The following is a 22248-nucleotide window of genomic DNA, read 5'->3' on the forward strand; positions in this document are numbered from 1 at the left end:
CGTCAGCTCTTTGCCGGGGTGTTACCCGTGCCGTTGACTTCATTGATGGCATTGAGCAGCAGGAACCCCAGCGACGGCTCGAGGTTGAAAGCGTCCTCGACGCTCAGCGACTCCTCGCCGTCCTCGCCAAGACCGATTGACGCAGCCAGGTAATGGGCATTTCGGCTATGGGATGAACCCTGCTCATCAAACAGGCGCTCGATCACCCCGAACGAATGGCGGCGCACGTGCACCACCAGCGTCTGGGCAAGCATCTCGCCGGTCAATGGGTCCGGGCGGCTCCAGGCCACTTCCTTGCGCACGCGCTGGCTATCGACGATGCCGCCCAACGCCTTGAGTTGATGGATGTTCATTCAGTCCTCCGCGCTCAGGCCTTTTTCGCCCAGGTGGAACCGCCGGTACGCTGGATGCTCACCGAGGTGGTGACCACCGAGTTGAGGGCGAAGTTGAACGGGAAGTCGGCGACGTAGCCTTCGAAGGCGAACCAGGTACGGGTGGCCGGCAACTCGAAGCCATCACCTTTGCTGTTGAGGGTGGGCGCGATGTCCTTGCCATCGGACCAACCCACCACCCATTTCACAGTGGTGTTGCCGCTGGCTTCGGACAGCTGGTGCAGGCGCACGTGGCTGGCGTTGGCCGGGTCGGCGTTGAGGCCAAGGGTGGCGGTGCCTGGGGTACGCAGGCCCTTCTTGTAGGTGCGCTCGGCGGCATCGAGGGAGGTGTCCTCGATCTGCTCAGCCGGGGCGCCGCCCGGTTCGAACGAGGTCACATGCTCGACTTCCAGCACGCTGAGCGGGCCAGTGCCGGAGACCGGTGGAACCAGCGCGTAGATCTGGGTGCCTTGGGTAAGAATCGACATAGGGGTGTTCTCCTTGAACATGATGAAAGCCGTCGCGGGGAATCCCGGACGGTCGGTGCTGCAGATGAAGGTGCAGGAAGGGGGTCAGGCTGGGTTGGAACCATCGAGGTAGGGTGGTGCGTCCGGGTCCGGTTCACGGCTCTTCAGGTAGGCCACCAATTGCTCGTTGCTCAACGCCAGGCGCTCAATCGACTGCCCCAGCACGGTCTGCACCGAGGCTTGGTTTGCCAGTGCGGCCAGTAGAGCTTCCAGCTGTGTTTCGTTCATGCAAGGCTCCTTGCTCAGCGCCCGCGCTCATCGGCGTCGGTGCCGGCATCCGGTTGCTCGATGCCCAGGCGGCGGGCCGCCCAGCGTTCATAAAGGCCGATGGCGACATCGGCGCCAGCCATGGCGGTGAGGCAGCCGAAGGCACTGGCGCTCCAAATGGACATGCCGCTGGCATACAGCAGCATCACCGTGGAAACACCGCAGACCATGCACGCGCCGGAGCGCAATGCCAGCCGGCGCAGCAACGCCCAGCCCCGTGCCCCGGCCTTGTCGGCCCGCCACATCTCGCCAGATAGGCCACCCAGCAACGCCAGGACGATCACCAGCCAGAGCGGCATGTCGAGCAATGCCTGTTGTTCACTTGTCAAAGTCCTGTCTCCTTGAAATATGGCCATGTTCAGCCCTCCATTGACTGAATGACCGGCATGTCGGGAAGGTCGGCGACCAAGACATGCAGCATCAGCGTGCTGACCAACCGGTACGGCCGATCATCACGGGTCACGCTCACCAGGAGCTCGCCGGATTCGTCGTACTCGATCGCCACATCGGCCTTGCTATCCATCTGGCTCAGTGAATAGCCCCAGCCCACGCTCACTGGCGGGAATGGCACCAGCCCCTGACTGCCGGTAATCCGGAAAACCCCTTCGCTGACCAGCGCCGATGCGAGGGCGACACCTGGGGGCGTGATGTCGTAAGTGCTGCCGTCATTGAGCAGCGTGATGATTGCGCGCATTCAGGCCACCTTGATCGTGCCGTCGTTGCCGACCTTGCAGTTGGCTGTATTGAGGGTGGTGGTCAGCTTGAACGCCGCCTGGACCAGGGAAGCCGCCGGCGCCGGGGCGTCGAAGGCCACTTCCCAACCGGTTTCCGTACCTGCGGCCATGGGCAACGCCCCGGTATGCAGGCAACTGACTGCCAGGCGGGGGTAATAGACCGCCTTGGGGAACTTGATGTACAGGTTCGCCATCCCGCCTTCGGCATACAGCACCACTTGCAGGGCAGTGGCCGATGCCAGCGTGGCGATCGCTGGCGACGCACTGTCGAGCAGGCCGAACGCCGAATTGACCACACCGTTGTAGAAGTACCAGCTGAGGTCGAGGGTGACCGGCGCGGTGTAGGTGTCCAGGCACCCCTGCAATCTGACCACCGGGGCGATGCCGCTGACCACCGGGACCTGGGTGCGAATGGTCAGGGATGTAACGTTGGCCGACGACGACGCAACGCCGACCTCCCTGTACAGCTGGCCGGCCAGCGCTGAATAGTTTGCTTGCAGCGCTCGATCCTTGATCTGGGCCAGGTTGCGATTGATTTTCTCGAAGGCCGAACGTGCCGTATCGCCGCCCAGCCCGCTGGGCAAGGTGCCCAGACTGATGGTTTCGAAAGCCATTTCACCTCCGTTGCGATGAATTCGCATGAATGATGCCGACGATGACCACAGGCCTTCGCATTTGCCTCGGCATTCCAAAAAGCCCGCTTCGCAGGCTTTTCAGTAATGCGTTGTCGAACCGCCGGCCACGACTGGTGACGCCGCACGGCTCCGCTTCAAATTAGTGACTCCGACCGCGGCCGCCTGCCCGCCGGATAACTGATCGTGGTGCTTTACGCTGCACACCCGGGCCAGTTGCCAACCCTCTGAACAGTCGAGGCCTGTTCATCGCTGCCTGTGTAACAACCGGTTGCTGACCGGCTTGAGACACAGATTATGCATGCATGCATATGCAGTCAATGCATTTTTAGAAATATTTATGCACTGGCATTTGCCGAAATGCATGAAGGCCTTATCGGATGCGGCGTGTAGGGTTTTTCTGAGGACGAAAAAAAACCCGCCGAGGCGGGTTTTTATCGAGGATCGGTATCAACGAGCGTACATGCCCCACCAGAAGACGTGGCCGAGGAGGCTGATCTGCTCTTCCTGCATCTGCTGGAAGCTGTAGTCTTCGTCAGGGTGTTCGTCGCGGTTGAAGCTGCGCAGGCGAATGCCGGTAGGCAGGCGGTACACCTGTTTCACCCGCAGCTGCCCGTTGTGGTTGATGGCATAGAGGTCGCCGTCGATGATGTCACCGATGGTGCATTTGCCGGTGTTGACCCCGACCGTGGCGCCGTCGCGCAGCACCGGCAACATGCTGTTGCCACGCACCGTCACGCACTTGGCATGGTCGAACTGCACGCCATTGTGGCGCAGGCTGCGTTTGCCGAAGCGCAAGCGAGCATTCTCGCTTTCCTCGATGACGAATCTTCCTGATCCTGCTGCCAACTCGACCTCACGAAGAAAAGGCACGGACACCTCGTCGTCCTCGACGGGTGTTTCATCGTCCCACAAGCTGATGTCGCTCAGGGCCGCATGGCCTTGAGTGAGAGGGGCCGCGTCACGCGATTCGCCCAGTTCGACGCGGCCGCGCAACTGGTCGGTGCTCACGCCGAAGTACTCGGCGATCTTCGAGATGTGCTTGTCCGAAGGATCGACGATCTTCTCGCTGAGAATCCGCGACAGGGTGGATTGAGGTACACCCGTGCGCCGATGCAGCTCTGTGGGGGACAGGCCGTGGCGGGCGAGCAGTTCTCTGAGTACGGAGGCTACGTTGCGTTTTTGCATAATACGCATAATGCATCCGTGGCAGCGCAAATGCAATGGCCAGGCAAGCAGAAAACAAAGGTTGCCCCTCCCCCGGGCCATCGCTATCGTCGCGATTTCTCACCATGGATCGGAAAACGGCATGGACCTTTCGCCGCGACGCCGCTGGCCCACCTACCTGTTTGTCGGGTTGATCATTGCGTTGATGGGAGCCCTGAACATACAGGACTGGCCGTCCTTTGAACGGCCACGACGGGTCTTTAGCCGAGGCTTCGTGATGTTCTGCGTACTGGTGGTGATCATGGAACTGCTCCTCCTCAACCAGTTCTTTGGCCACCCGGGCTGAGGCCAACGCCTGACAGCCCGCGCAGATTTGCCCCCCCCATCCAACCTGCGCCCAGCGGAAAAAGCCTGTACCATTGACGGTTTCGAAATTTGCCACCAGACCACCCGCTGTAAGGCCCTGAATGTCTGATCTCTCCGCACACACCCCGATTGTGCTGGAGTATTGACATAGCAAGCGCCCAGCCCCTGTGAACAAAGGGCTGGGCGCCTATTCATACTTGCTGACAGAGCCCGCAAAGGGCATGGGATGGCATAGAACGGCGCTCGGTTTGCCCCATTTTTGCCCCATCCGATCCTGCCACCTCCCCCAAGAAGAATCGACAACAAACCTTACGCCCGATGATGGATTCGTACCCCCTATTTCTTAAAACTCGATGACGACCTAATCACCCGCAGCTTGACAACACCAACATTATTAGGTAAACGAAAATAAAATATCGTTTTGACATCACCCCAATCGCTGGTACGACGTGAGTCTTCGATACTACTTATTCAATTAAGTTTCGAAATGGAACCTCGATGAACGTAAATGATTTGAAAAAGCAAGTCTACGGCCTTATTCAAGCTGGCACCCTTTCCGAAACCGTATTGAAGCTCCTAATACCAGACAATAACGTAACCCCCTTCGAGTGCGAGCTTTGGGACTATAAAGAAGCATATGCAGAAAGCTCCCACGACTACACTAAGACCGCGCGCGCCATAGCAAGCCTATACAATACTTATGGTGGATATTTACTTTATGGAATCAAAGAAACCATAAAAGATACCCAATATGAATTAATAGGTGTCAAGGAAGGCACAATTGACATCCAAAAACTAAAAGGTCAGCTTGATAAATATTTCGGCCATCGCCTCAATATAAATATCATTGAGTTATCTTATGGTTCGCCAGTAGTCACTATAGGTCTCTTGCACGTCCCTAAGCGGCCTGAGCAGCTACACACTATCTCGGCAAATAAAATTGCAAACGATTCAAAAAACAAAGTAATCTTTACCGAAGGAGCGACCTTATATCGCGATGGCGATAAATGCAAGCAAGCAGTAACTCACGCTGACTTTGAGTTTTTGACTAGCAGTCGCGACCTGCTTGCATTACTTGATGGTAAATTCGTAAAAAAAATTAATTTGCTTGATCATAATCTTCCAGACAGGAACTTCATTTGCCCCAACTTCGTAGGTCGCGTCGAAATTATCCAGAAATTGTGGGCATGGCTTTCAGATGAATTCCAGTACGCAAAGGTACTAGCTGGCGAAGGAGGAAAGGGCAAGACGTCAATCGCGTATGAATTCTGTCAACTTATAACTTCAACCGGCGCCCCCATATTTGACCAAATCATCTGGCTGACTGCGAAAACGCAGCAATTCAAAGCCGGAGCAGACGATTTTATAAACACCCCCGAAACTCATTACAATGACCTTGAGTCTCTCCTCATAACAATATGCCAAAAAACCGGCACCTTGGATGCCGAACTTGATGACCTTGGAATCACACAACTAAAGAGACTGGCTAGGCAAAATTTAGAGAACTACCCTTCGTTCATAGTAATTGATGACGTCGACTCGACCGATGTCGATGAACAAAAGCGCATCATGGAGACTGCACGGGAGATCGGCGGCAGCAAATCAAAAATACTTTTAACAACACGATCAAACGTAAGCTACTCTTCCGATACTGCTATCGAAGTGCCTGGCTTAGCCGGCGAGGAGTACGAGCAATATATTGACGAACTCAAATCGTCGATGCGCTTCGATGATATAACCTCGAAAACCGTCCGAAAACTTGAAAAAGCCTCTGAAGGTTCACCTCTTTTCACGGAGTCCATATTGAGGCTCTGTCGTGTTGGGTACTCGATTGATGATGCTATATCTGAATGGCACGGTAAAAAAGGCGAGGCTGTTAGAAGTGCCGCACTTAGACGTGAAATACACCAACTCAGCCCAGAAGCGCGAAGAGTACTTTTAACCATTGCCTTCATCGGCTCTTGCTCACTATCTGAACTTAGGCATTATACAGAGCTCGAGCAGCCATTGATCGAAGATGCCATTCCAGAACTAGGAAGGCTTTTCCTATTACAGTCTGCCTCTTTCATCGAGAGCGAGCCTCGATTTAAATGCTCGCAATCAATTTCCAACCTTACGATTTCTTTAAAGGATGAGATCGTACCTAACGCCGAAAGATATCTAGGGACCTTAAAAGGTCGAGCGCAAGCTTTAAAAGCTAACTCATCGAGAAACAATCAAGTATCTGTAGGCGAGGCCATACGTCAATCAGTTGCACTACTCAAAGAGAAAGAATACAGCAAGGCTAGAGCAACGATTAAATCAGTCCTCAAGAAGCAGCAATACAAAAACAACCCAGACCTTCTTTTAGCATACGCTCAAATTGAGTCAATGGACCCACTCGCAGATATAAATTCAGTCCGAAGCTCCTTCAGAGATGCTTATACACACGGGCAACGGAAAGAGCTCCTCTTTGATCTTTGGTTCCAAGTGGAAGCAAGGACAGGCAGCAAATCCGAATTAGTTGACGTTTGCCGCTCTGCTGTTATTGATGCCAAACTACAAACTCCGAAATGGCTAAATAGATCCGCAGAAGCTAAATTTCTGCTCGCTCATAAAATGGGCTCTGCTGCTCGAAAACACGAACTTCTTGCTAGCTCCTATGATGACATATCGCAAGCAATTAAGAAAAGCCATGGTGAGCTCAAACATCAACTGAAAGATCTTTCTATAAAAATCCTCGACGCTTTATGGGGATCACTACAAATAGATCGCGAAGACTTTAAAGCCTTTAAAGCCATGCACAAAGCTATACGCGCCGGAGACATCCGGAGTATAAATTATTACAGATTATCGGAAGCTGCCTGCGCGATCCATACGATTTATCACTCCGAAAACACGACAGCTAGGCGTAAGAAAGAAATTCTTCCAGATTATCTGGAATGCCAGCGAGCCATTGCTGACGTCATTGAATTAATAGATGATACCCGATATGACGTTCTAAATACTTTAGGAGATACCAAAAATCGATTCATACTCTCCGCCTAGCTCTAAACACACCCCTTGTGCTGGAGAGCTGACGAAAATAGTGCCCAAGCCCCATGCATAATGGGCTTGGGCGCTTTTCTGTACCTACTGGCGATGAGCAGAAAGGGCATAAAGGGGCATGGAGTGGCGCTCGGCTCTCCCATTTTTGTCCAATAATCCGGACCGCCTTTCTATCGGACTCGCCATAATTGATCGATCCGCGTGGTATACGAACGACTCATCATCTCGCGCCGCATCGCCCAGTCAGGGGTGCCGGGGACGCTGGCCGTACGCATCGTCCCTCGGCCATACTTGCCATTGATTTCGTCCAGCGTCGACATCAGCCGATCGCAAGCCGCCGGCTGCGTCACGGCGAACAGATCATCGCTGAACTCCCCCGGCTGCCGCAGATCCATCAACAGAACCTCGGCTTTGCTGTAACGGAAGCCCGAGCGGTAGACCTGCCCCACTGCTTCGGTAGCTGCTCTGGTGAGTAGTAGCGTATCGTTGGTTGGGTATGGCAGCTCGACCAGGGCGCCCTTGGCATACTTCGCTTCGTCCGGATTGAACATCCCGGTACGGATGCTGACCCGCATGCGCTTGCATACCGATCCCTGGGCGCGCAGCTTCTCCGCCGCTCGCGCAGTGTAGGTGGCCACCGCCTGCTTGATCGGTGCCAGCTCCGTCAGCCGCTTGCCAAACATCCGACTGCAGCAGATCTCCTGCTTCGGCGGGTCCGCCTCATCCAGCTCGAGGCACGGTGTGCCGGCAAGCTCGCGCGCGGTCTTCTCCACCACCACGCTGAATTTGTCGCGCAACATCCGCGGATCTGCCTTCGCCAGGTCCATGGCTGTGCGGATGCCCATTGCCTCGAGGTGCGCCGTCATCCGCCGGCCGATGCCCCACACCTCTTTCACCTCCGTGTTGCGTAATACCCAGTCGCGTTTGAAGTCATCGGTGATATCGACCACCCCACCCGTATGCGCCTGCAGGCGCTTGGCAGTGTGGTTGGCGAGCTTTGCCAGAGTCTTGGTGCGGGCGATCCCCACACCCACAGGGATGCCGGTACAGCGCAGCACCTTGGCGCGCACATCCCGGCCGAACTTGGTCAGGCTCCCCTGCACGCCCGTGAGGTCAGCGAAGCATTCGTCGATCGAATAGACCTCGGCCGCCGGCACCATCGACTCGATCAGCGACATAACCCGCTCGCTCATGTCGCCATACAGCGCATAGTTGGATGAGAACGCCACGATGCCATGCCGACGGAGCTTCTCCTTGGCCTGGAAATAGGGCTCGCCCATCTTCACGTGCGGCTTGGCATCGTATGACCTGGCGATCACACAACCATCGTTGTTGCTCAGCACCACGATAGGCGTCTTGGCCAGATCTGGCCGGAACACGCGCTCGCAGCTCGCGTAAAACGAGTTGCAGTCGATCAGCGCGAACACCTGGTCACTGGGCATGATCGCGCACGCTGTAGCGAACCACACCCCAGATGACCAGGTCGTCGCCTTCCATGACATGCCGCAGCGGGTAGGCGGGGTTCTCCGACTGCAAGACCAGCACGCCGTCGCGCCGATACAGGCGCTTGCAGACGGGCTCGGCGTTGATCGCGGCGATCACGATGTCGCCGTGCTCGGCCTCCTTGCTGCGGTCTACGATAAGAAGGTCGCCCGAGAAGATCCCGGCGCCCTGCATGCTGTCGCCCTCCACCTGTACCAGGTACACGTGCGGGGCACGCAGGTCGAACAGCTCGTCGAGGGAGATATGCCGCTCCAGATGATCCGCCGCCGGCGAAGGGAATCCGGCCGGCACACGGAACGAATACACCGGCAGCAGCGCAGGGCCGCCCGTCGGCGCGCCCAGGAAGGTGATGGTCATGGCAGATCAACTCAAATGAATGACTGTATATTCATACAGTAAACTATCAGACCGTTCCTACGTCAATGCGCGGACGCGAGGCAGCCGACAAACGAGCGAGGTGTAGTATGTGCGGGAGGTACTCGATCTACGAGAGCATGGACGACTACCTGAGGCAGTTGGCCCTCGATCTGGTGGTCATCAATGGGTACGACCATGAGCGGATCAACCGGTACAACGTTGCGCCCTCTACCCGTGTAGAGCTGATAAGGCCAGTGCCTGGAGGGTTGAGCGTCGATCGAGTGAAGTGGGGATGGTCGCCATTCTGGGCGAAGGGGAAGCGGCCCGACCCGATCAATGCGCGGGCCGAGACGGTGATGACGGGGAAGTTCTTCAAGTCGCTTTGGCCGAATGGCCGAGCCTTGGCGCCGGCGAATGGCTGGTTCGAGTGGATACCCGATCCTGCGGACCCGAAGCGCAAGCAACCCTACTACATCCATGCAGCGGACGAGGCCCCGCTGTTCTTTGCTGCGCTGGCTGAAGTCCACCCCGGTATCGGGACAGACGAGCGCGATGGTTTCGTGATCATCACCGCAGCAGCTGACCAAGGCCTCGTCGATATACACGACCGCAAACCGCTTGTGCTCACGCCCGAGGTTGCCTGTGAGTGGATCTCGCCAGACACCTCGATTGAGCACGCAGAAGAGATAGTGCGAACCGGTTGCCGAGCCGCCGGTGATTTCAAGTGGCATGCAGTTCGTAAGGAGGTGGGCAATGTCCGTAACCAAGGACCTGAATTGATACTACCTACGGATTTAAAAAGCCGCAGCTAGTATTCGGGCAAGCAATTTTAGTGGCTAAAAACCATGAACCCTCCTACCTTCTAGCGAAGTGTTTAGCTAAAGAAATCTTCAGATGTAGAAATCTACATATCTACCAATGTTCAAATGAACAAAACCGCTTTTGCGCTAAAACGCTAAAACGCTAAAACGCTAAAACGCTAAAACGCTAAAACGTACGCAGCCCTTGGGCTGGGGGCCACCTCAAGCCCCCGAATTAATGCCACAAAAAGAACTATTGACAAGATTTTAAAAACTCATATTAAATTCACCACCAACGTAGGACAAAAGCCAACTCACACAACCGCCGAGCGCTTGAGCTCATCTCGGAGAAAGTATGTCGACCTTCAATTTGTTTCTTATTCTCTGTATTGAAGTTGTGCGATGGATTCACCTACTACAACTAGAAAAGTTGCTCCAGTACTGAAGGCCGCCAATTCATGATCACCAGCTCGCCGGTCACATCAGCTTTGCCCTGCCGCTGGTTGGTGTTGCTGTAGCGGATGTCCAGGGACTCGAAGTGGAAGCCGTCGAAGACTCGCCGGATGTCAGGGTGATCGTTGATGCTGACCATCACCCTGCCTTTGCAGCGGCGCATGAAGTCGGCCATACGCTCGTACTCCTCGAACGGGAAGTCGACGCCGTAGCCGGCGGTCTGCCAGTAAGGCGGGTCCATGTAGAAGAACGTGTGCGCCCGATCATATCGCTCGGCGCAATCGAGCCAGGACAGGTTCTCGACGTATGTGCCGGCCAGGCGCTGCCATGCGGCCGAGAGGTTCTCCTCGATGCGCAGCAGGTTAATGGCCGGTCCGGTGGTGGCGGTACCGAACGTCTGCCCGGTGACCTTGCCACCGAAGGCGTGCTGCTGCAGGTAGAAGAAACGGGCTGCACGCTGGATGTCGGTCAGCGTCTCGGGGCGGGTCATCTTCTGCCACTCGAAGATCTGGCGTGAACTGAGCGCCCACTTGAACTGGCGAACGAACTCCTCGAGGTGGTTCTGCACCACCCGGTACAGCGTCACCAGGTCGCCGTTGAGGTCGTTGAGCACCTCCACGGGAGCGGCCTGGGGACGCATGAAGTACAACGCGGCACCGCCAGCGAAGACTTCGACATAGCATTCATGAGGGGGAAAGAGGGGGATCAAGCGGTCGGCCAGGCGGCGTTTGCCGCCCATCCAGGGGATGATGGGAGAGGTCATAGGTTTGCAAGTCTTTACTGTATGAATAAACAGGTGTTAGGCTCGCCGGGCTTTGTGCACAAGGCAGGGGCCACGGCTGGACTTGCAGGAAGGGTCTGCGGGTCCGGCGGGCCGGGCTGGATGTTGACGCATCCGCCCGGCTCGCCTCTTTACTACTTCGTGACTTCGCGCACGTAGGCCTGGCAGGCCTTGAGCGCGATCAATCCTCGATCGCCTTCGTCGGTGATGGCGATAATTCGTCGAGCATGCGCTGGGTCAAGTTGGGCGCGTAGGGCTCCATCCACCACGCCTCCGGTGCCGGCGGGCGCTCGCACCCCACCGCCACAACCCTGGGCGGCAAAGGATCCGGCGTCGACCAGGACTGACAGCCGCAGATCAGCAGTAGCAAGCCGATCGCGCAGGCGAGCCTGAGCTTGTTGAGCATCGTTCATCTCCTTCCAGTGGGTTTGGTCCTGAACCTGCAGGCGATCTTCCAACTCGCGCCTTGCTGCCTGCAGCTGCTCAAGCTGGCCGAGCGCCGCCACCGCAGCACCCTCCCGCTCTCGGCTGTGCTCCAGTTCCTTTGCCGCAAGCTGCTGCTCATAGCCTGCCGCCTGCGTGGCCAGCTCGTTGGCCTGCCACAACCAGGCAAGCCGCGCGCCGACCACCGCCCCGAACACCAGGGCCAGCAGCGCAAGCCGCGACTCCAGGCCCATCAGATCAGCACCTCTTCGGCACGCTCATAGATCTCCAAGCGATCGGCCTGCCCATTGAGCCCGCCATTAATGCGGCGCGTGATGGCTTCGAACGCCGACGGCCCCTTGTCGGCCAGCGAGTTAAGGCCCGCCTGGTGCCAGAACCACCCGGCCGAGTCAGCAGCATGCTCGGGGCGCTCGAGGAGTTCCGGGTGGGCCAGCAGGTTCAGGCCCAGGGCCTCGCCGCAGCGCTTGTAGTTGTCGTGGCCAGTGATCTGAATCAGGCCTCGGCCGCGGTACTTCTGGCCGTCACCGTCGGCCTCGGGCGTGTTGCCCAAGCGGGCGGCGAGCTTGCCGGTGTCGTACCTGCTCAGGTACTGATCGCTGCCCAGCTCGCGGACGTAACGCAGCTGGCCAGATTCGTGGCCGACCTGGGCGAGCCAAGCACGCTTGCGAAAGGGAGTGACGATCCCCCACTTCACCATCGCCGCGTTCAAGACAGGAAGAAAAACGCCGGCTTGGGTACCGGCGTTGGGAAGGATCTGCTGCAGCTGCTTGAGGGTGACTGTCATCTTGAATCTCCTGTTGTGGCCGCTCAGGCCGGGTTCACCGCGACCACCTTCAGTGGCTTGTCGGATTTGGTTTTTTTGCCCCTGCCCTTGCCTTTGGCCTTGGCCTTGCCCTTCTTCCCGCCGTTGCACTCCACCGCGGTCGACCAGCCAGAGGCATCGAACGTCTGCTCGACGCTGTCCACCAGGTACTGGCCATCCAGCCCATCCTTGAAGCCCTGGGCGTTCATGACCCGTTCAGCGAAGAGGTCGGTTCGACCGGCCATCTGCAGGCGCACGCCGGCCGTGCTGCGGTTGAATGCGGCGAGCTTGGCTTTGGCGGCCTGCTGGGCGGCCGACTTGTTCGGGTAGATGTGTCGATCGGTATGCACACCCGGCAGGCCGGTGGGTGCGTCCTCGTTGCCCAGCTCGATGACAGCCAGCGCTCCAGTCTTCTTGTTCTGGTGCGTGGTCTTCACCGCCGCCTGCGCGTTGCGATCGCCTAGTCGGAACTGCCATCGGCTCACATCCGCCGGGGTGATCGTTACCGTGCCAAAGGCCTTGCCGCTGGCACTCAAGCTGGCTTCACGCGGCATGACCAGCAACTTGCCGTCGGCCACCTTCGCCGTGCAGTCGTACTGCTTGGCCTGGCGGGTGATGAAGTTGAAGTCGGATTCGTTGCGTTGGTCGACGCGATCGACCTTCGTCTGCACCGGACAGACCGGCGTCCAGCCATTACGCGCGGCGATGTCGCTGACGATCTGCGACAGCGGCACGCCTTCCCAACTGCCATTGCGCGTGGTCTTGCCGGTGCCGCGCATGTCGCTGGCCTTGCCCCTGATCACCATGGTGCGGGGCGGCGCCGAGACCTCGATCTCGTCGACGGTGTATCGCCCCAGGCGAGCCAGCGCCTGGCCAACGTATCCCAGGTGGACCTCAATCCGCGCACCACGCGCAGGCAAAGCCACTGCGGCGTCGCGGTCATCGATCCGCAGTTCGAACTCGTCGGAGTCCATGCCGGGCTTATCGGTGGTTCTCAGCAGGATCAGCCGGTCGTTGATCAGCGTCGTGATGTCCCTGCCATCAGCGACGATGCGGAAAGTGGGTTGCATAGCCCCTCCAGAATGAAAGAGCCCCGCACTGGGCGGGGCTCGGAGTGTGGCGGTGGGTCATCCCCACAGCTCGATTGTCTCGATCGACGGTGCTGCCAGCTCGGGCAGCACGATGATCACCCCGGCGCGGTAGGGCTGCGGCTCATCCGCCAGCCCAGGGTTCTCCTGCAGCACCAGCTCGACGGTGCCGTTGAGGTGCCCATAATGCTGGTAGCACAGCGTGTCCAGCAGATCCCCGTCAGACGTTCTGCATGTCATTGCCATAACTCACGAACTCCAGTGAGAAACCCTGTTTGCGCGGGATGCCGCCGGCCAGCAGCGCGCCCTGTTCTTCGTCCAGGTTGGTCAAACACCAGGTGCCCAGCACGTCGCCGTAACCGGTCACCAGGCTGACCGGTTGCAGTCGGCGGACGATGGTGCGCAGCGCATCCAGCTGCTTGATCCCGCCCCTGCTGGTGAAGATCACCCCCTTGAGCGTGATCTTGTCCTCGCCCTGCCCGACCGCCTGCTGCGCAATGGTTCGCGTCAGGCGCTCCTGGCCGGCCCAGCGCGCCGAGGTCTGCCGCCGCAGCTCGTCAAAGGCCGCAGTATCGAGGTTGAAGTAGTACGGCTGCTGCTTGGCATCGAGCGGCTGCAGGATCAGCAGGTGCGGGAATGGCTTGATGGCATCGGCTGCCGGCGTGGCCAGCGGCGCGAACGCACTGGTCGGCAGGATATTGGCCAGCGTAGGGCTTGCCTGCCCAGCGATGCGGCTGATCGCCGCCGAGGCCCTGCCGGCCTGCTCCTTCAGGGAGCCGATGCGGTCTTGCACCGCTGCCGCTCCGCTAACTACCTGGCTATAGGTTGATGCGACCTGCCCCACTGAGGACTGGGCCGCGTTGATGGCTCGCATCGTGCGCTGCAGCTTCTGGCCGAGGGCCGGGCCAAGGACTGGCAGGCTCTCAAGCTCCGAAGCGGCGCCGGTCATATCGCCAACGGCACCCGTCAGCGGGCCGAGCATCCCGTCGAGGCTGGTACGGCCAGCCTCCCCCGCCGCAATCAACGACGACAGCGTCGACTGCATGGACGCCATGTAGGCCATGGCACCTCCTTAAACGTGAGGTTGATCGAAGAGCTGACCAGCGGCCTGACGAGCCAGGCTTTCCCGTGACCAGGTTTCCCAGCTGTTGCGGATCATCCCCTCGAGCGAGCGGAACACCTGCTGCGGGTCCTTGACGTCACCCTGCACCGTGATCGGCATGTTGGGCATGTAGGAGAACTGCTGGTCAACCTTGGGCGGGTCCGCTTTCGGCTTGGCCTGCTCGAGCGCCTGGGCCACGACGGGCGCCGTGGGAGCGGGCGCTGCAGCTGCGATCGATCGCGCGACATCCCCTGGCGCGGCCTTGTCCTTGTCGACCTTCGCCGGCTGCTCGTCCTCGCCGAACAGCTTCTTGCCCAACCAGCCCCCCAGGCCCTCACCGCCGAGGCCACCGATCGCGGCACCGATGGCACCACCAATCGCCGTCCCCAAGACCGGTACAACCGAACCGAGCGCCGCACCTGCAGCACCACCCGCCAGCGCGCCGGCCAACCCGCCCGCCGCACTGCCGTAGCCCTCGGCCTTCTCATCCTGGGTTTTCGCGTTCATGGCCGTCTCGACCACGGTCATGCCCGCATCGAGCACCTTCCCGCCTGGGAGCCTGCCGACCACCTTCGACACCTTGCCAACGACCCCCATCATCCGACCTATGCGCCCGACCTCGGCTGCAGCCGTCGCAGCGCCTACGGCCGCCGCACCTGTCGCAGCCCCGGCTCGAGCGACTCGGCCGACAGCCCCCGTAGAAGCAGATCGACGCGGCCCAGGCCCACCCCGGCCCCTGCGCTGCCGGCGGCGCCGTCGACCACCCGGCTCACCCACGCCGGTCGATGAGCCAAACCCGCCGAGGTCCTTGGCGTTGACGACAAACACACGCTGCGGCTCGCTCGTGAGGCCACCACGATCATCGTTCGCAGCACCCGCGCCAAACACCTTGCCTAACGCGCCGAGCCCTGCATCGACCACCAGATTGCCCGTCTCCGGCAGCTCCCCCTCGCCACTGGCGCCACGCCCCACCCTGCGGCCCCGCGCGAGGTTGAACACCCCGCGCCCAACCTTGATCGCGCTGCGGGCTGTGAGAAACGCCATGACCGCCGCAGCAACGCCGGAGATGCCCATGACCAACGCAGGCAGCTTGTCCGACAGGTAGGTGATGCCATGAGCGATCTTGGTCAGCCCCGCCGCCAGCAGATCAGTGGCCGGGCGGATCGCATCGCCAATGCTGCGCATCGAGTCATCCACGGCTTGGCCCAACTCACTCCAGCGTTGCTTAGACGTTTCCCGACGCTCGGCCAAGTTCTTGTCGAGGATGCCCCCTACCTTCTTCGCATCAGCCGAATCGGCCTTGAGTGTGTTGTACAGACCTCGGTTCTGCGCGTAGGCCGTGAGTGCCGCCTTGACTTGCATGTCGGCGAACACATCACCGGTGCGCAGGCTTCTCTCAAGCGCCTCAAGCGACGCCTTGACCTTCTCCGGGTTAGCCTCCTTATCGATGTTGGCCTGGGCGTCCTTCATCGCCTGGGCCTTCTTCGGGTCGGTCTTTTCGACGTACTGCATGGCCAGGCCCATGGACGCCTCGATGACGTTCATACCCTTTTGCAGGCCGGTGTTCAGCGACTTCTGGTAGTCAATCCCGGCCTTTGCATAGTTCTTCTGGATATCACTGGCGCCGATCTTCTCAATCCAGTTCTTGAAGTTGTTCGCTGCCTCGTCTGCACTACCAGCGGTCTTCATCTGGACTTGCAGCATCGAGCCCAGCGACGTCACCGCGTCCAACCCGGTGACACCGTTCTTCTCCATACCGGCCAACAATTGCGGGAACCACCTGGCCATGTCGGACGCTTCGAAACTACCCGCCTGCCCCTGATACGCGATGGCCTCCAGAGCCTGCTGCATGACCTTCGGGTCAGTGATCTTCGCGTTCTGCTGCAGCGCTTGGATCATCGCCGCCGTGTCGACGCCCGAGGAGCCTTGGCCCACGGCGAATTTCGCCGCCGTCGGCGCATAGGCCATGGCCTTGTCCACCTCCATACCGGCGCCGACAAGCTGGTTGATCAGGTCCGCTACGTCGTTCCGCGACATCCCGGTATCACGTGCGGTATCGATTACCGCCCGGCTGAGCTGAGCCTCTTGCGGCTGGTTGACGATATCCGACTTGATTGCAATGTCGCGGATGATCGCTTGATAATCCGCACTGATCTTCGTCGGGATCGCAGCCAGACCGGCGCCGACCACGGTGGCACCGATGTTGGACTTGAGCGACGACTTACCCGCATCGATCTGCTGCCGACCTTTGTGCTGCAGATCTGCAGCTTTTGCCTCGCGCCCGAGTCGCTGGTACTCCTTGGACAGCCGGCCGACCTCGACGCCCTGTTTCTTCAGCGCAGCGAGATTGCCATCGAGGCGCCGCAGCAACCCAGAGGCCGCCGCCGAGCCACTGTCGTGCGCTTTCTTCCATTCCTCTCGGAGCTTGATCGTCTCGCCGATGGTGTTCTTCAACACCTTCGCGCGGCTGCCGCTCTCCTCGAGCTTTTTGATATGCCCCTTGGCAGTGCCGAATGCCGAACCAAGCGATGCAGCAACGGCCCCGCCGATTTCCAGCGCGATCGCCAGCTTTGCCATGCACTACCCTCCTGCAGGCTCAATCCGTGAGCCACCAGACGATGTCCATCCACGACATCGCCGAGATCTCGACCGCCGAAAAACCCAGCTCCTTCGCCAGCTGCTTGGCCAGCCGCTTCTGGGATCGTGGGTCAAAGTTCGTCGTCTTGCACCAAGCGAAAATAGCCGGCCTGCAGGCGGGTGTAGTCCTTCAGGGTCAGGCCTTCGAGGTCCTTCACACCGACCTCGGCTAGGGAGGCGAACAGGTTCAGTTCACGTTGCTCGTCATCACCGTTGGTGAGCTGCTGTGCAGCACGGATGTCGCGCACCGTCGGCGCCCGCAGGCTCAGCTTGTCCACCTGCACGCCATTGCATTCGGCTGGCTTGCTCAAGGTGACGATGACGCGGTCTGCTTCAACCTGCAGGTAAGCGGGGATTTTCTTGCTCATGGGGTGTTGTCCTTGTCTGTGAGGAAGTTACAGGCCCAGGGCCTGGCGTTGCTGGGCAAGCTGGTCGACGCCGTCGATCACCCGCTTCATGCCCAGCGCATCGATCTCGTAGATCAGGCGCCCGTCGACCTCGAGCTTGTAATAAGTCACCGCGACGTTGTGTTTGATCTCGGCCTTGTCGCCCGGCTTCCAGTCGCCCATGTCGACCTCCTTCAGCGCGCCGCGCAGGGTGACGATCACCGGGGTGATCTTGCCCTTGAAGCCCTTGAAGGCGCCGCGGAAGGTGCCGTTGAAGGCGGTGCCATCGGCCAGGCCGAAGAACTTCAGCGCCTCCCGGCGAATGCCGGTGGTGGTGAAGGCGGCCTCTTGTTTCTCCATGCCCTGCTCCATCTCGATCGGCATATCCATGCCGCCCGGGCGGTGCTCTTCCATCTTCAGGGTGAGCTTGGGCAGGGTCAGGCTGGGCACGTCGCCCTGGAAGCTGACGCCGTCGACGAACAGGTTCAGGTTGGCCAGTGTTTCGGGAATCATCGCCATGGGGGTCGCTCCTTATGCGTTGGCGTCGAGGACTTCGGTCAGCCACTGGTTCGTGACCTCGACGCGGAAGTTGGGGTTTTCGGCAGGCGGGACATCGGTGAAGCGGATGTTCCAATGCACCTTGCCCTGCTCCAGCTGGCTGGCAGTGTTCAGCTCCGGGTCAGCGAACACCTCGAAGTTGATGATTGCCCCCTGGTTCTTCAGGTCGCGCATGAACGCCTGCAGGCCCTCGGTGACGTCCTTGACGTAGGTCGCCGTGATCGAGCGGTCGACGGCCCACTTGTGGCCGTAGAGGATCGCGTCCATGACGATGTCCATGGTTCGCACGCGGGTGACGAAGGCCCACTTCGGATCGCTCGACAGGGTGCGGTTGCCCCACAGGCGGTAACCGTCGTCGCGGATGATCGTGGCGATGTTGGCGTTGTTCAGCAGGTTGGCGCGGCAGGTCTCGTCGCCGTCGAGGAACTCGATCGGCCGCGAGGTGCCAGTGATGCCGACGAACTCCTTGTTCGACGGCGAGGCCCAGAAGCCGTACTCGCGGTCGGTCCAGGCGAACAGGCCGGCGACCCAGGCCGAGCTGGGGGCATTCACCGTCATGCTTGCGTCGGTGTCCCAGTACTGCACACCGGGATCAACCAGGAACGCGCGCTTGGCGCCGAACTCGCCAGCATAGGCCGTAGCCGCTTCGTCAGTGGTGTTAGGCCCGTCGAGGATGGCGATGCCACGCAGCTTGTCGGCCAGGGCCACCAGGGCGGTACCGACAGCGTGGGTGGCACTATGCTTGGGCGCGACCAGCAGCCGCGGCTGAGCGTTGAAGCGGCTCTTGCCGTCGAGCAGCGCCTGCAGGCCGGTGCGCTGGCCGCCCGCCTTGGTCCCGCCGATGATCGCCGAGGTCTGCTCGGCAGCGTCCTCGACCTTGGCCACGCCGCACGCCACGATGACCGCCTTGGCACGGGTGTAGATAGCGCGGCAGGCCTTGGTGATCGCCGCGCCCTCGCCGAAGGCAGCCACGGCCTCGCGCTCGCTGGTGATCAGCACCAGGTCATTGGCCTTGGCCGTGGCGCCTGCGCCTTCGGTGAAGGTGTCGACCAGGCCGATGATCGAGGACGACGGCAGCGCAATGTTGCGCGCGCCGGTGTCGACGTTCGTTACGGTGACGCCGTGAAAGAAACCGCTCATAGGTTCTCCAGAAACAAGAAGGCCCCGCGTCAGCGAGGCCTGGGGGGTGGGCAAAGGAAAGCCCCGACAAGGCGGGGCTTGGGGTGGAGTTTAATCAGCCGGCCAGGGGTAGCTGGCCTGGATCTCGGCGAACCGCTGCAGGCCGGAACGCTTGGCAGCATCGGCCGCCTCGCCGTGCCCCAGCAGGGTCTCGCGCTGTGCCTCCGCAAAGAAGCGATCGGAGCCGGTCAGCGGGTTGGCATAGGCGGCCAGGCGCAACGCCTCCACCTGCTCCCGCGTTCGCGGTGTCAGCGGTGGGTTGAGGTGCGCATAGAGCTGCGCGTCATTCATTGGCTTAAGGTCGTCGGTAAGAAAAGAGTCGTCCGAGCCATCGGCCGCGAGGGCGATAACATCGCCGGTCCTGCTGTTGGTGTAGTACTTCATGCTCTCAGCTCCGCCCAGGTAACAATTGCGTCGTTGGAATCGTCGCGCTGTAACTGATACAACGCGCCCGGCGGCACGACGCCATACAGCGTGGTCTGGCTGCCGCCGACCATGTAGCAGCTGCCGACAATCACCCCACCGGCGTATAAACGCGCCGACAGGTTGCCCGAGCCACCCGCCGTGTCGCGGACGGTGATCGCCGCCATGATTGGCTTGCCAGTTGAGTTAGGGTAATTCGTGCCCCATGTACGGCTTGCTGTGACGTCCTGCCAAGTCTGCCCCACCCCGAACGACACTTGATTCGACGGGGTCACCAGCTCTTGCTCCTGCCAGCTCGCGCCATCGAAGGTGCGGATAGCGATACGCCCCCGGTTAGCCCCCAAGCCCGTGATGACCTGAGTGCAGTAACTGGACCCGCCCGTCACGTCGACCGAATGACGCCCTTGCGCCCAGCCGCTGGGCAGGCCCACAAGGCCAGACCCCGGCGTAATGTACTTGCCGCCGCCCAGGTACTTGTTCAAGTCCGTTTCCGTCGAGACGTGCTGGCCGCCGATCCCGTAGTCACCGAACCGCAAGCCCGTGCTCCAAAGGGTCCATGTTGCACCGCCGTCATAACTACCGCGCTGGGCCAAGTAGTTTCCTTGCGTGTACTGCAACTGCGCGACGACTTGCTCGCCACGACAGAACACCAGCAACGGCGAATACACATCGGCGAAGTTCTGGGCACCCACTCCGCCCGCGCCGTAAAACCCAGTCGTCACCGCGCTGTTGGCATTCATCACGTAGGCCGGCGTCTTCTGGCCGAGCCCCCAACCACCGCTCGCTACAAAGTCACTCAGCAGCTTTGCCAAGGGCTGGGCATCGGTGATGCCGTAGCCGGCCAGCGTGGTAGCCTTTGTGGCCTTTGTGGCTATAAGGCTAGTCATCGTTGCGGCGAAATTCGGGTCATTTCCCAGCGCCGCAGCCAGCTCATAAACCGTGTCCAATGCACCAGGCGCACCACCGACCAGGGCGCGAAGTGCCGCAAGCACGAAAGCTGTAGTAGCCAACTGGTTGGTATCGGTCCCGGCCGGTGCCGTGGCCGCAGTCGGCACGCCGGTAAAGTTCGGGCTTGCCAGTGGCGCCTTGCCAGCCAACGCCTGATCGACCTGGGCTTTGGTGTACACGTCGGTCAGGCCGTAGCCCTCGACCGTGGTCGGGTTCGTGGCACCGAGCACCCGACCGTAGCGGTCGACCGTGACGCTACGGTAAGTCCCCGCCGTGACGCCGGTGCGGCCCCAGGCCATTTCGAAAGCCAACCCGGTAACGCCCAAGGCGATCGGGCCATCGGTGACCAGTTGCCACGCGCTGTCACCGTTGGCCACCCCGCGCTCGATCAACACCAGCATCCCCGGCGTGACCTTGGCACTTGCGTCCGCGTCGGCACAACGCACCCACGGGCCAGCGTCGACCAGATACAAACCGTTGTCCTTGGCCGCCGCCTGGTTCCTGACCAGCACTCGCGCGCCGGCCTCCAGCGCTACGCCGTCAACCGTCTGCAGGCCACTCAGGACAATCGCGGCAGTCGTCGCAGCTACCGCCGAGTGCTTGAAATCCTGGCGGGCCAGCTCCTCGGTGACCCACTCGCGGGTGGCCAGCACCACGCTCGGGTCGATCTTGAGCTGCACGCTGCTGGAGCTGCTCACGATCAGGTTCATCCGCACCACCTGGGTGCGGCCCGAGCCCTGGGACAGCAGGGGCTTGTAGGTCGGCGCGCAATTGGCCACCGCGATCAAGTCACCGTCGGCGTCGTACAGACCGATCTCCCGGATCCAGCGGCCACCGACGTCTGCCGGGATGACCTGCTCCGCGACGATGATCGACGGGTCTTTGTCATCAACTTTCAACTGGTTCAGCGGCGCCCGGCGCCACTCGTTTACCAGGGCGATCTGGGTGGCATTGGGGGTCGGGTCGGTGCCATTGGCATCGCCCACGCCCATCTGAGTAATGCGCCAGGGGATGCCCAGGGCATCCGCGTTGGCCTGCTTCGCCGCCCCCACGTTGGTGAGGATGGCGTAAAACTGTGAGTTCTGGTCAACCATGAGCAATGTCCAGGGTGTCGATTGTGTGTTCCCGGCCACCGCGCCCAATGGAGCCGGTGACGACAATGTCGCGCTGCACGGGCGGATAGACGTCCAGTACGTCGCCTTCGCTCAGCGAGCCCGCCACGTAGAAGGCACCGCTGGTTTCCAGGCTGATCTGCAGGGCGGTCAGGTGGCGGCTTACAGGGCGCGCGTCATCCAGCAGCAACCCCAGTTCGCGGTAGGTTTCCTCATCGATGCCGCCGTTCGAGACGCCGATCTTCAGCCCGAAGGTGCCCGGCGTCCCGGGTGGCACCTGCTCCCACCACTCGTTGATTTCGATCAGGTAGCCGAACGGCTCCACGACGCGGCGAAGCGCACCGATGGTGCCCTTGTGCGCATGCACGAAGAACGCGGAACGGATCACCGAGCGCTTGACTGCCTCCGACCAGGTGTCGTCCCAGCGGTCCACAGACCAGGCCCACGCCAGCTGGTACAGCAGGTGTGCTGGGCAGGTGTCAGGGTTGTACAGTGTCCGCAGGGGGATGTCGGTCAGCTCGTCCGTGGCGACCTCGACGGCGCGTTCCAGCTGGGTGCTGTTCACGGGGAGCAGGCTTTTCATG

General features: G+C 60.3%; 25 protein-coding genes. 3 read left to right on the plus strand and 22 right to left on the minus strand.

Going from position 1 to position 22248, the window contains the following annotated elements; genetic code table 11:
• Positions 1-2 precede the first annotated feature (2 nt).
• The 7 genes from LOY42_RS20205 to LOY42_RS20235 all read right to left on the minus strand — a co-directional run bounded on the left by LOY42_RS20205 (position 3) and on the right by LOY42_RS20235 (position 3728).
• A complete protein-coding gene (locus LOY42_RS20205) occupies positions 3-353 on the minus strand; it encodes a phage tail assembly chaperone family protein, TAC (protein ID WP_139669559.1) in 351 nt (116 codons plus the stop codon).
• 14 nt (positions 354-367) lie between these two features.
• Positions 368-859, minus strand: a complete 492-nt coding sequence (locus LOY42_RS20210; protein ID WP_139669557.1) for a phage tail tube protein — start codon at positions 857-859, stop codon at positions 368-370.
• A gap of 84 nt (positions 860-943) precedes the next feature.
• Positions 944-1126, minus strand: coding sequence for a hypothetical protein (locus tag LOY42_RS20215; protein ID WP_139669556.1), 183 nt, complete (start codon positions 1124-1126; stop codon positions 944-946).
• Positions 1127-1140: 14 nt separating this feature from the next.
• Positions 1141-1494, minus strand: coding sequence for a phage holin family protein (locus LOY42_RS20220; protein WP_139669554.1), 354 nt, complete (start codon positions 1492-1494; stop codon positions 1141-1143).
• Positions 1495-1523: 29 nt separating this feature from the next.
• Positions 1524-1859, minus strand: coding sequence for a hypothetical protein (locus LOY42_RS20225; protein WP_139669552.1), 336 nt, complete (start codon positions 1857-1859; stop codon positions 1524-1526).
• A complete protein-coding gene (locus LOY42_RS20230) occupies positions 1860-2513 on the minus strand; it encodes a hypothetical protein (RefSeq protein ID WP_258598983.1) in 654 nt (217 codons plus the stop codon).
• A 468-nt stretch (positions 2514-2981) separates the two neighbouring features.
• Positions 2982-3728 (minus strand): XRE family transcriptional regulator, encoded by a 747-nt coding sequence (locus LOY42_RS20235; protein ID WP_139669548.1) that lies wholly within the window; start codon positions 3726-3728, stop codon positions 2982-2984.
• Between the two features lie 112 nt (positions 3729-3840).
• Here LOY42_RS20235 and LOY42_RS20240 point away from each other — a divergent pair, with 112 nt between their 5' ends.
• Both LOY42_RS20240 and LOY42_RS20245 read left to right on the plus strand, forming a co-directional pair.
• Positions 3841-4044 carry a hypothetical protein gene (locus LOY42_RS20240; RefSeq protein ID WP_139669546.1) on the plus strand — a complete coding sequence of 68 codons (204 nt, stop codon included), beginning with the start codon at positions 3841-3843 and terminating at the stop codon, positions 4042-4044.
• Between the two features lie 518 nt (positions 4045-4562).
• On the plus strand, positions 4563-7091 hold the full coding sequence (locus LOY42_RS20245) for an RNA-binding domain-containing protein (protein WP_258598986.1): 2529 nt from the start codon (positions 4563-4565) through the stop codon (positions 7089-7091).
• Positions 7092-7261: 170 nt separating this feature from the next.
• Here the strand turns inward: LOY42_RS20245 and umuC are convergent, their stop codons facing one another.
• Together umuC and LOY42_RS20255 are read right to left on the minus strand one after the other, a co-directional pair.
• The gene (umuC, locus tag LOY42_RS20250) at positions 7262-8533 is read right to left on the minus strand and encodes a translesion error-prone DNA polymerase V subunit UmuC (protein ID WP_258598988.1); all 1272 of its coding nucleotides are present in this window, start codon (positions 8531-8533) and stop codon (positions 7262-7264) included.
• Positions 8523-8951 carry a LexA family transcriptional regulator gene (locus LOY42_RS20255; protein WP_258598990.1) on the minus strand — a complete coding sequence of 143 codons (429 nt, stop codon included), beginning with the start codon at positions 8949-8951 and terminating at the stop codon, positions 8523-8525. The genes umuC and LOY42_RS20255 overlap by 11 nt, the downstream gene beginning before the upstream one ends.
• Before the next feature lie 107 nt (positions 8952-9058).
• On the opposite strand from LOY42_RS20255, the gene LOY42_RS20260 reads away from it, so the two are divergent.
• A complete protein-coding gene (locus LOY42_RS20260; protein WP_258598992.1) occupies positions 9059-9763 on the plus strand; it encodes an SOS response-associated peptidase family protein in 705 nt (234 codons plus the stop codon).
• A 409-nt stretch (positions 9764-10172) separates the two neighbouring features.
• Here the strand turns inward: LOY42_RS20260 and LOY42_RS20265 are convergent, their stop codons facing one another.
• From LOY42_RS20265 to LOY42_RS20325, 13 genes are all read right to left on the minus strand, one after another.
• Positions 10173-10967, minus strand: coding sequence for a DNA adenine methylase (locus LOY42_RS20265; RefSeq protein WP_258598994.1), 795 nt, complete (start codon positions 10965-10967; stop codon positions 10173-10175).
• 152 nt (positions 10968-11119) lie between these two features.
• Complete coding sequence (locus tag LOY42_RS20270) at positions 11120-11662, minus strand: lysis protein (RefSeq protein WP_258598996.1); 543 nt, start codon at positions 11660-11662, stop codon at positions 11120-11122.
• The gene (locus tag LOY42_RS20275) at positions 11662-12213 is read right to left on the minus strand and encodes a glycoside hydrolase family 19 protein (RefSeq protein WP_258598998.1); all 552 of its coding nucleotides are present in this window, start codon (positions 12211-12213) and stop codon (positions 11662-11664) included. Before LOY42_RS20275 ends, LOY42_RS20270 begins: the two co-directional genes overlap by 1 nt.
• Before the next feature lie 23 nt (positions 12214-12236).
• The gene (locus tag LOY42_RS20280; protein ID WP_258598999.1) at positions 12237-13301 is read right to left on the minus strand and encodes a phage late control D family protein; all 1065 of its coding nucleotides are present in this window, start codon (positions 13299-13301) and stop codon (positions 12237-12239) included.
• A 57-nt stretch (positions 13302-13358) separates the two neighbouring features.
• Positions 13359-13565, minus strand: coding sequence for a tail protein X (locus LOY42_RS20285; protein WP_186713635.1), 207 nt, complete (start codon positions 13563-13565; stop codon positions 13359-13361).
• Positions 13540-14382 carry a phage tail protein gene (locus LOY42_RS20290; protein ID WP_258599000.1) on the minus strand — a complete coding sequence of 281 codons (843 nt, stop codon included), beginning with the start codon at positions 14380-14382 and terminating at the stop codon, positions 13540-13542. The genes LOY42_RS20285 and LOY42_RS20290 overlap by 26 nt, the downstream gene beginning before the upstream one ends.
• A 9-nt stretch (positions 14383-14391) precedes the next feature.
• Entirely contained in the window at positions 14392-16998 is a 2607-nt protein-coding gene (locus tag LOY42_RS20295; protein ID WP_258599002.1) for a phage tail tape measure protein, read from the minus strand.
• A 131-nt stretch (positions 16999-17129) separates the two neighbouring features.
• Positions 17130-17426, minus strand: a complete 297-nt coding sequence (locus tag LOY42_RS20300; RefSeq protein WP_258599004.1) for a phage tail assembly protein — start codon at positions 17424-17426, stop codon at positions 17130-17132.
• A 27-nt stretch (positions 17427-17453) separates the two neighbouring features.
• Positions 17454-17963: a phage major tail tube protein gene (locus LOY42_RS20305; RefSeq protein WP_258599005.1), complete on the minus strand. Its 510-nt coding sequence runs from the start codon at positions 17961-17963 to the stop codon at positions 17454-17456.
• 12 nt (positions 17964-17975) lie between these two features.
• Positions 17976-19142: a phage tail sheath family protein gene (locus tag LOY42_RS20310; RefSeq protein ID WP_258599007.1), complete on the minus strand. Its 1167-nt coding sequence runs from the start codon at positions 19140-19142 to the stop codon at positions 17976-17978.
• Between the two features lie 90 nt (positions 19143-19232).
• The gene (locus LOY42_RS20315; protein WP_258599009.1) at positions 19233-19565 is read right to left on the minus strand and encodes a hypothetical protein; all 333 of its coding nucleotides are present in this window, start codon (positions 19563-19565) and stop codon (positions 19233-19235) included.
• On the minus strand, positions 19562-21646 hold the full coding sequence (locus LOY42_RS26485) for a phage tail protein (RefSeq protein WP_309475686.1): 2085 nt from the start codon (positions 21644-21646) through the stop codon (positions 19562-19564). Before LOY42_RS26485 ends, LOY42_RS20315 begins: the two co-directional genes overlap by 4 nt.
• Positions 21639-22247 carry a phage tail protein I gene (locus LOY42_RS20325; RefSeq protein ID WP_258599011.1) on the minus strand — a complete coding sequence of 203 codons (609 nt, stop codon included), beginning with the start codon at positions 22245-22247 and terminating at the stop codon, positions 21639-21641. Before LOY42_RS20325 ends, LOY42_RS26485 begins: the two co-directional genes overlap by 8 nt.
• Position 22248: the final 1 nt, after the last annotated feature.

The sequence above is a fragment of the Pseudomonas sp. B21-023 genome, from assembly GCF_024749165.1.
Classification (GTDB): Bacteria; Pseudomonadota; Gammaproteobacteria; order Pseudomonadales; family Pseudomonadaceae; genus Aquipseudomonas.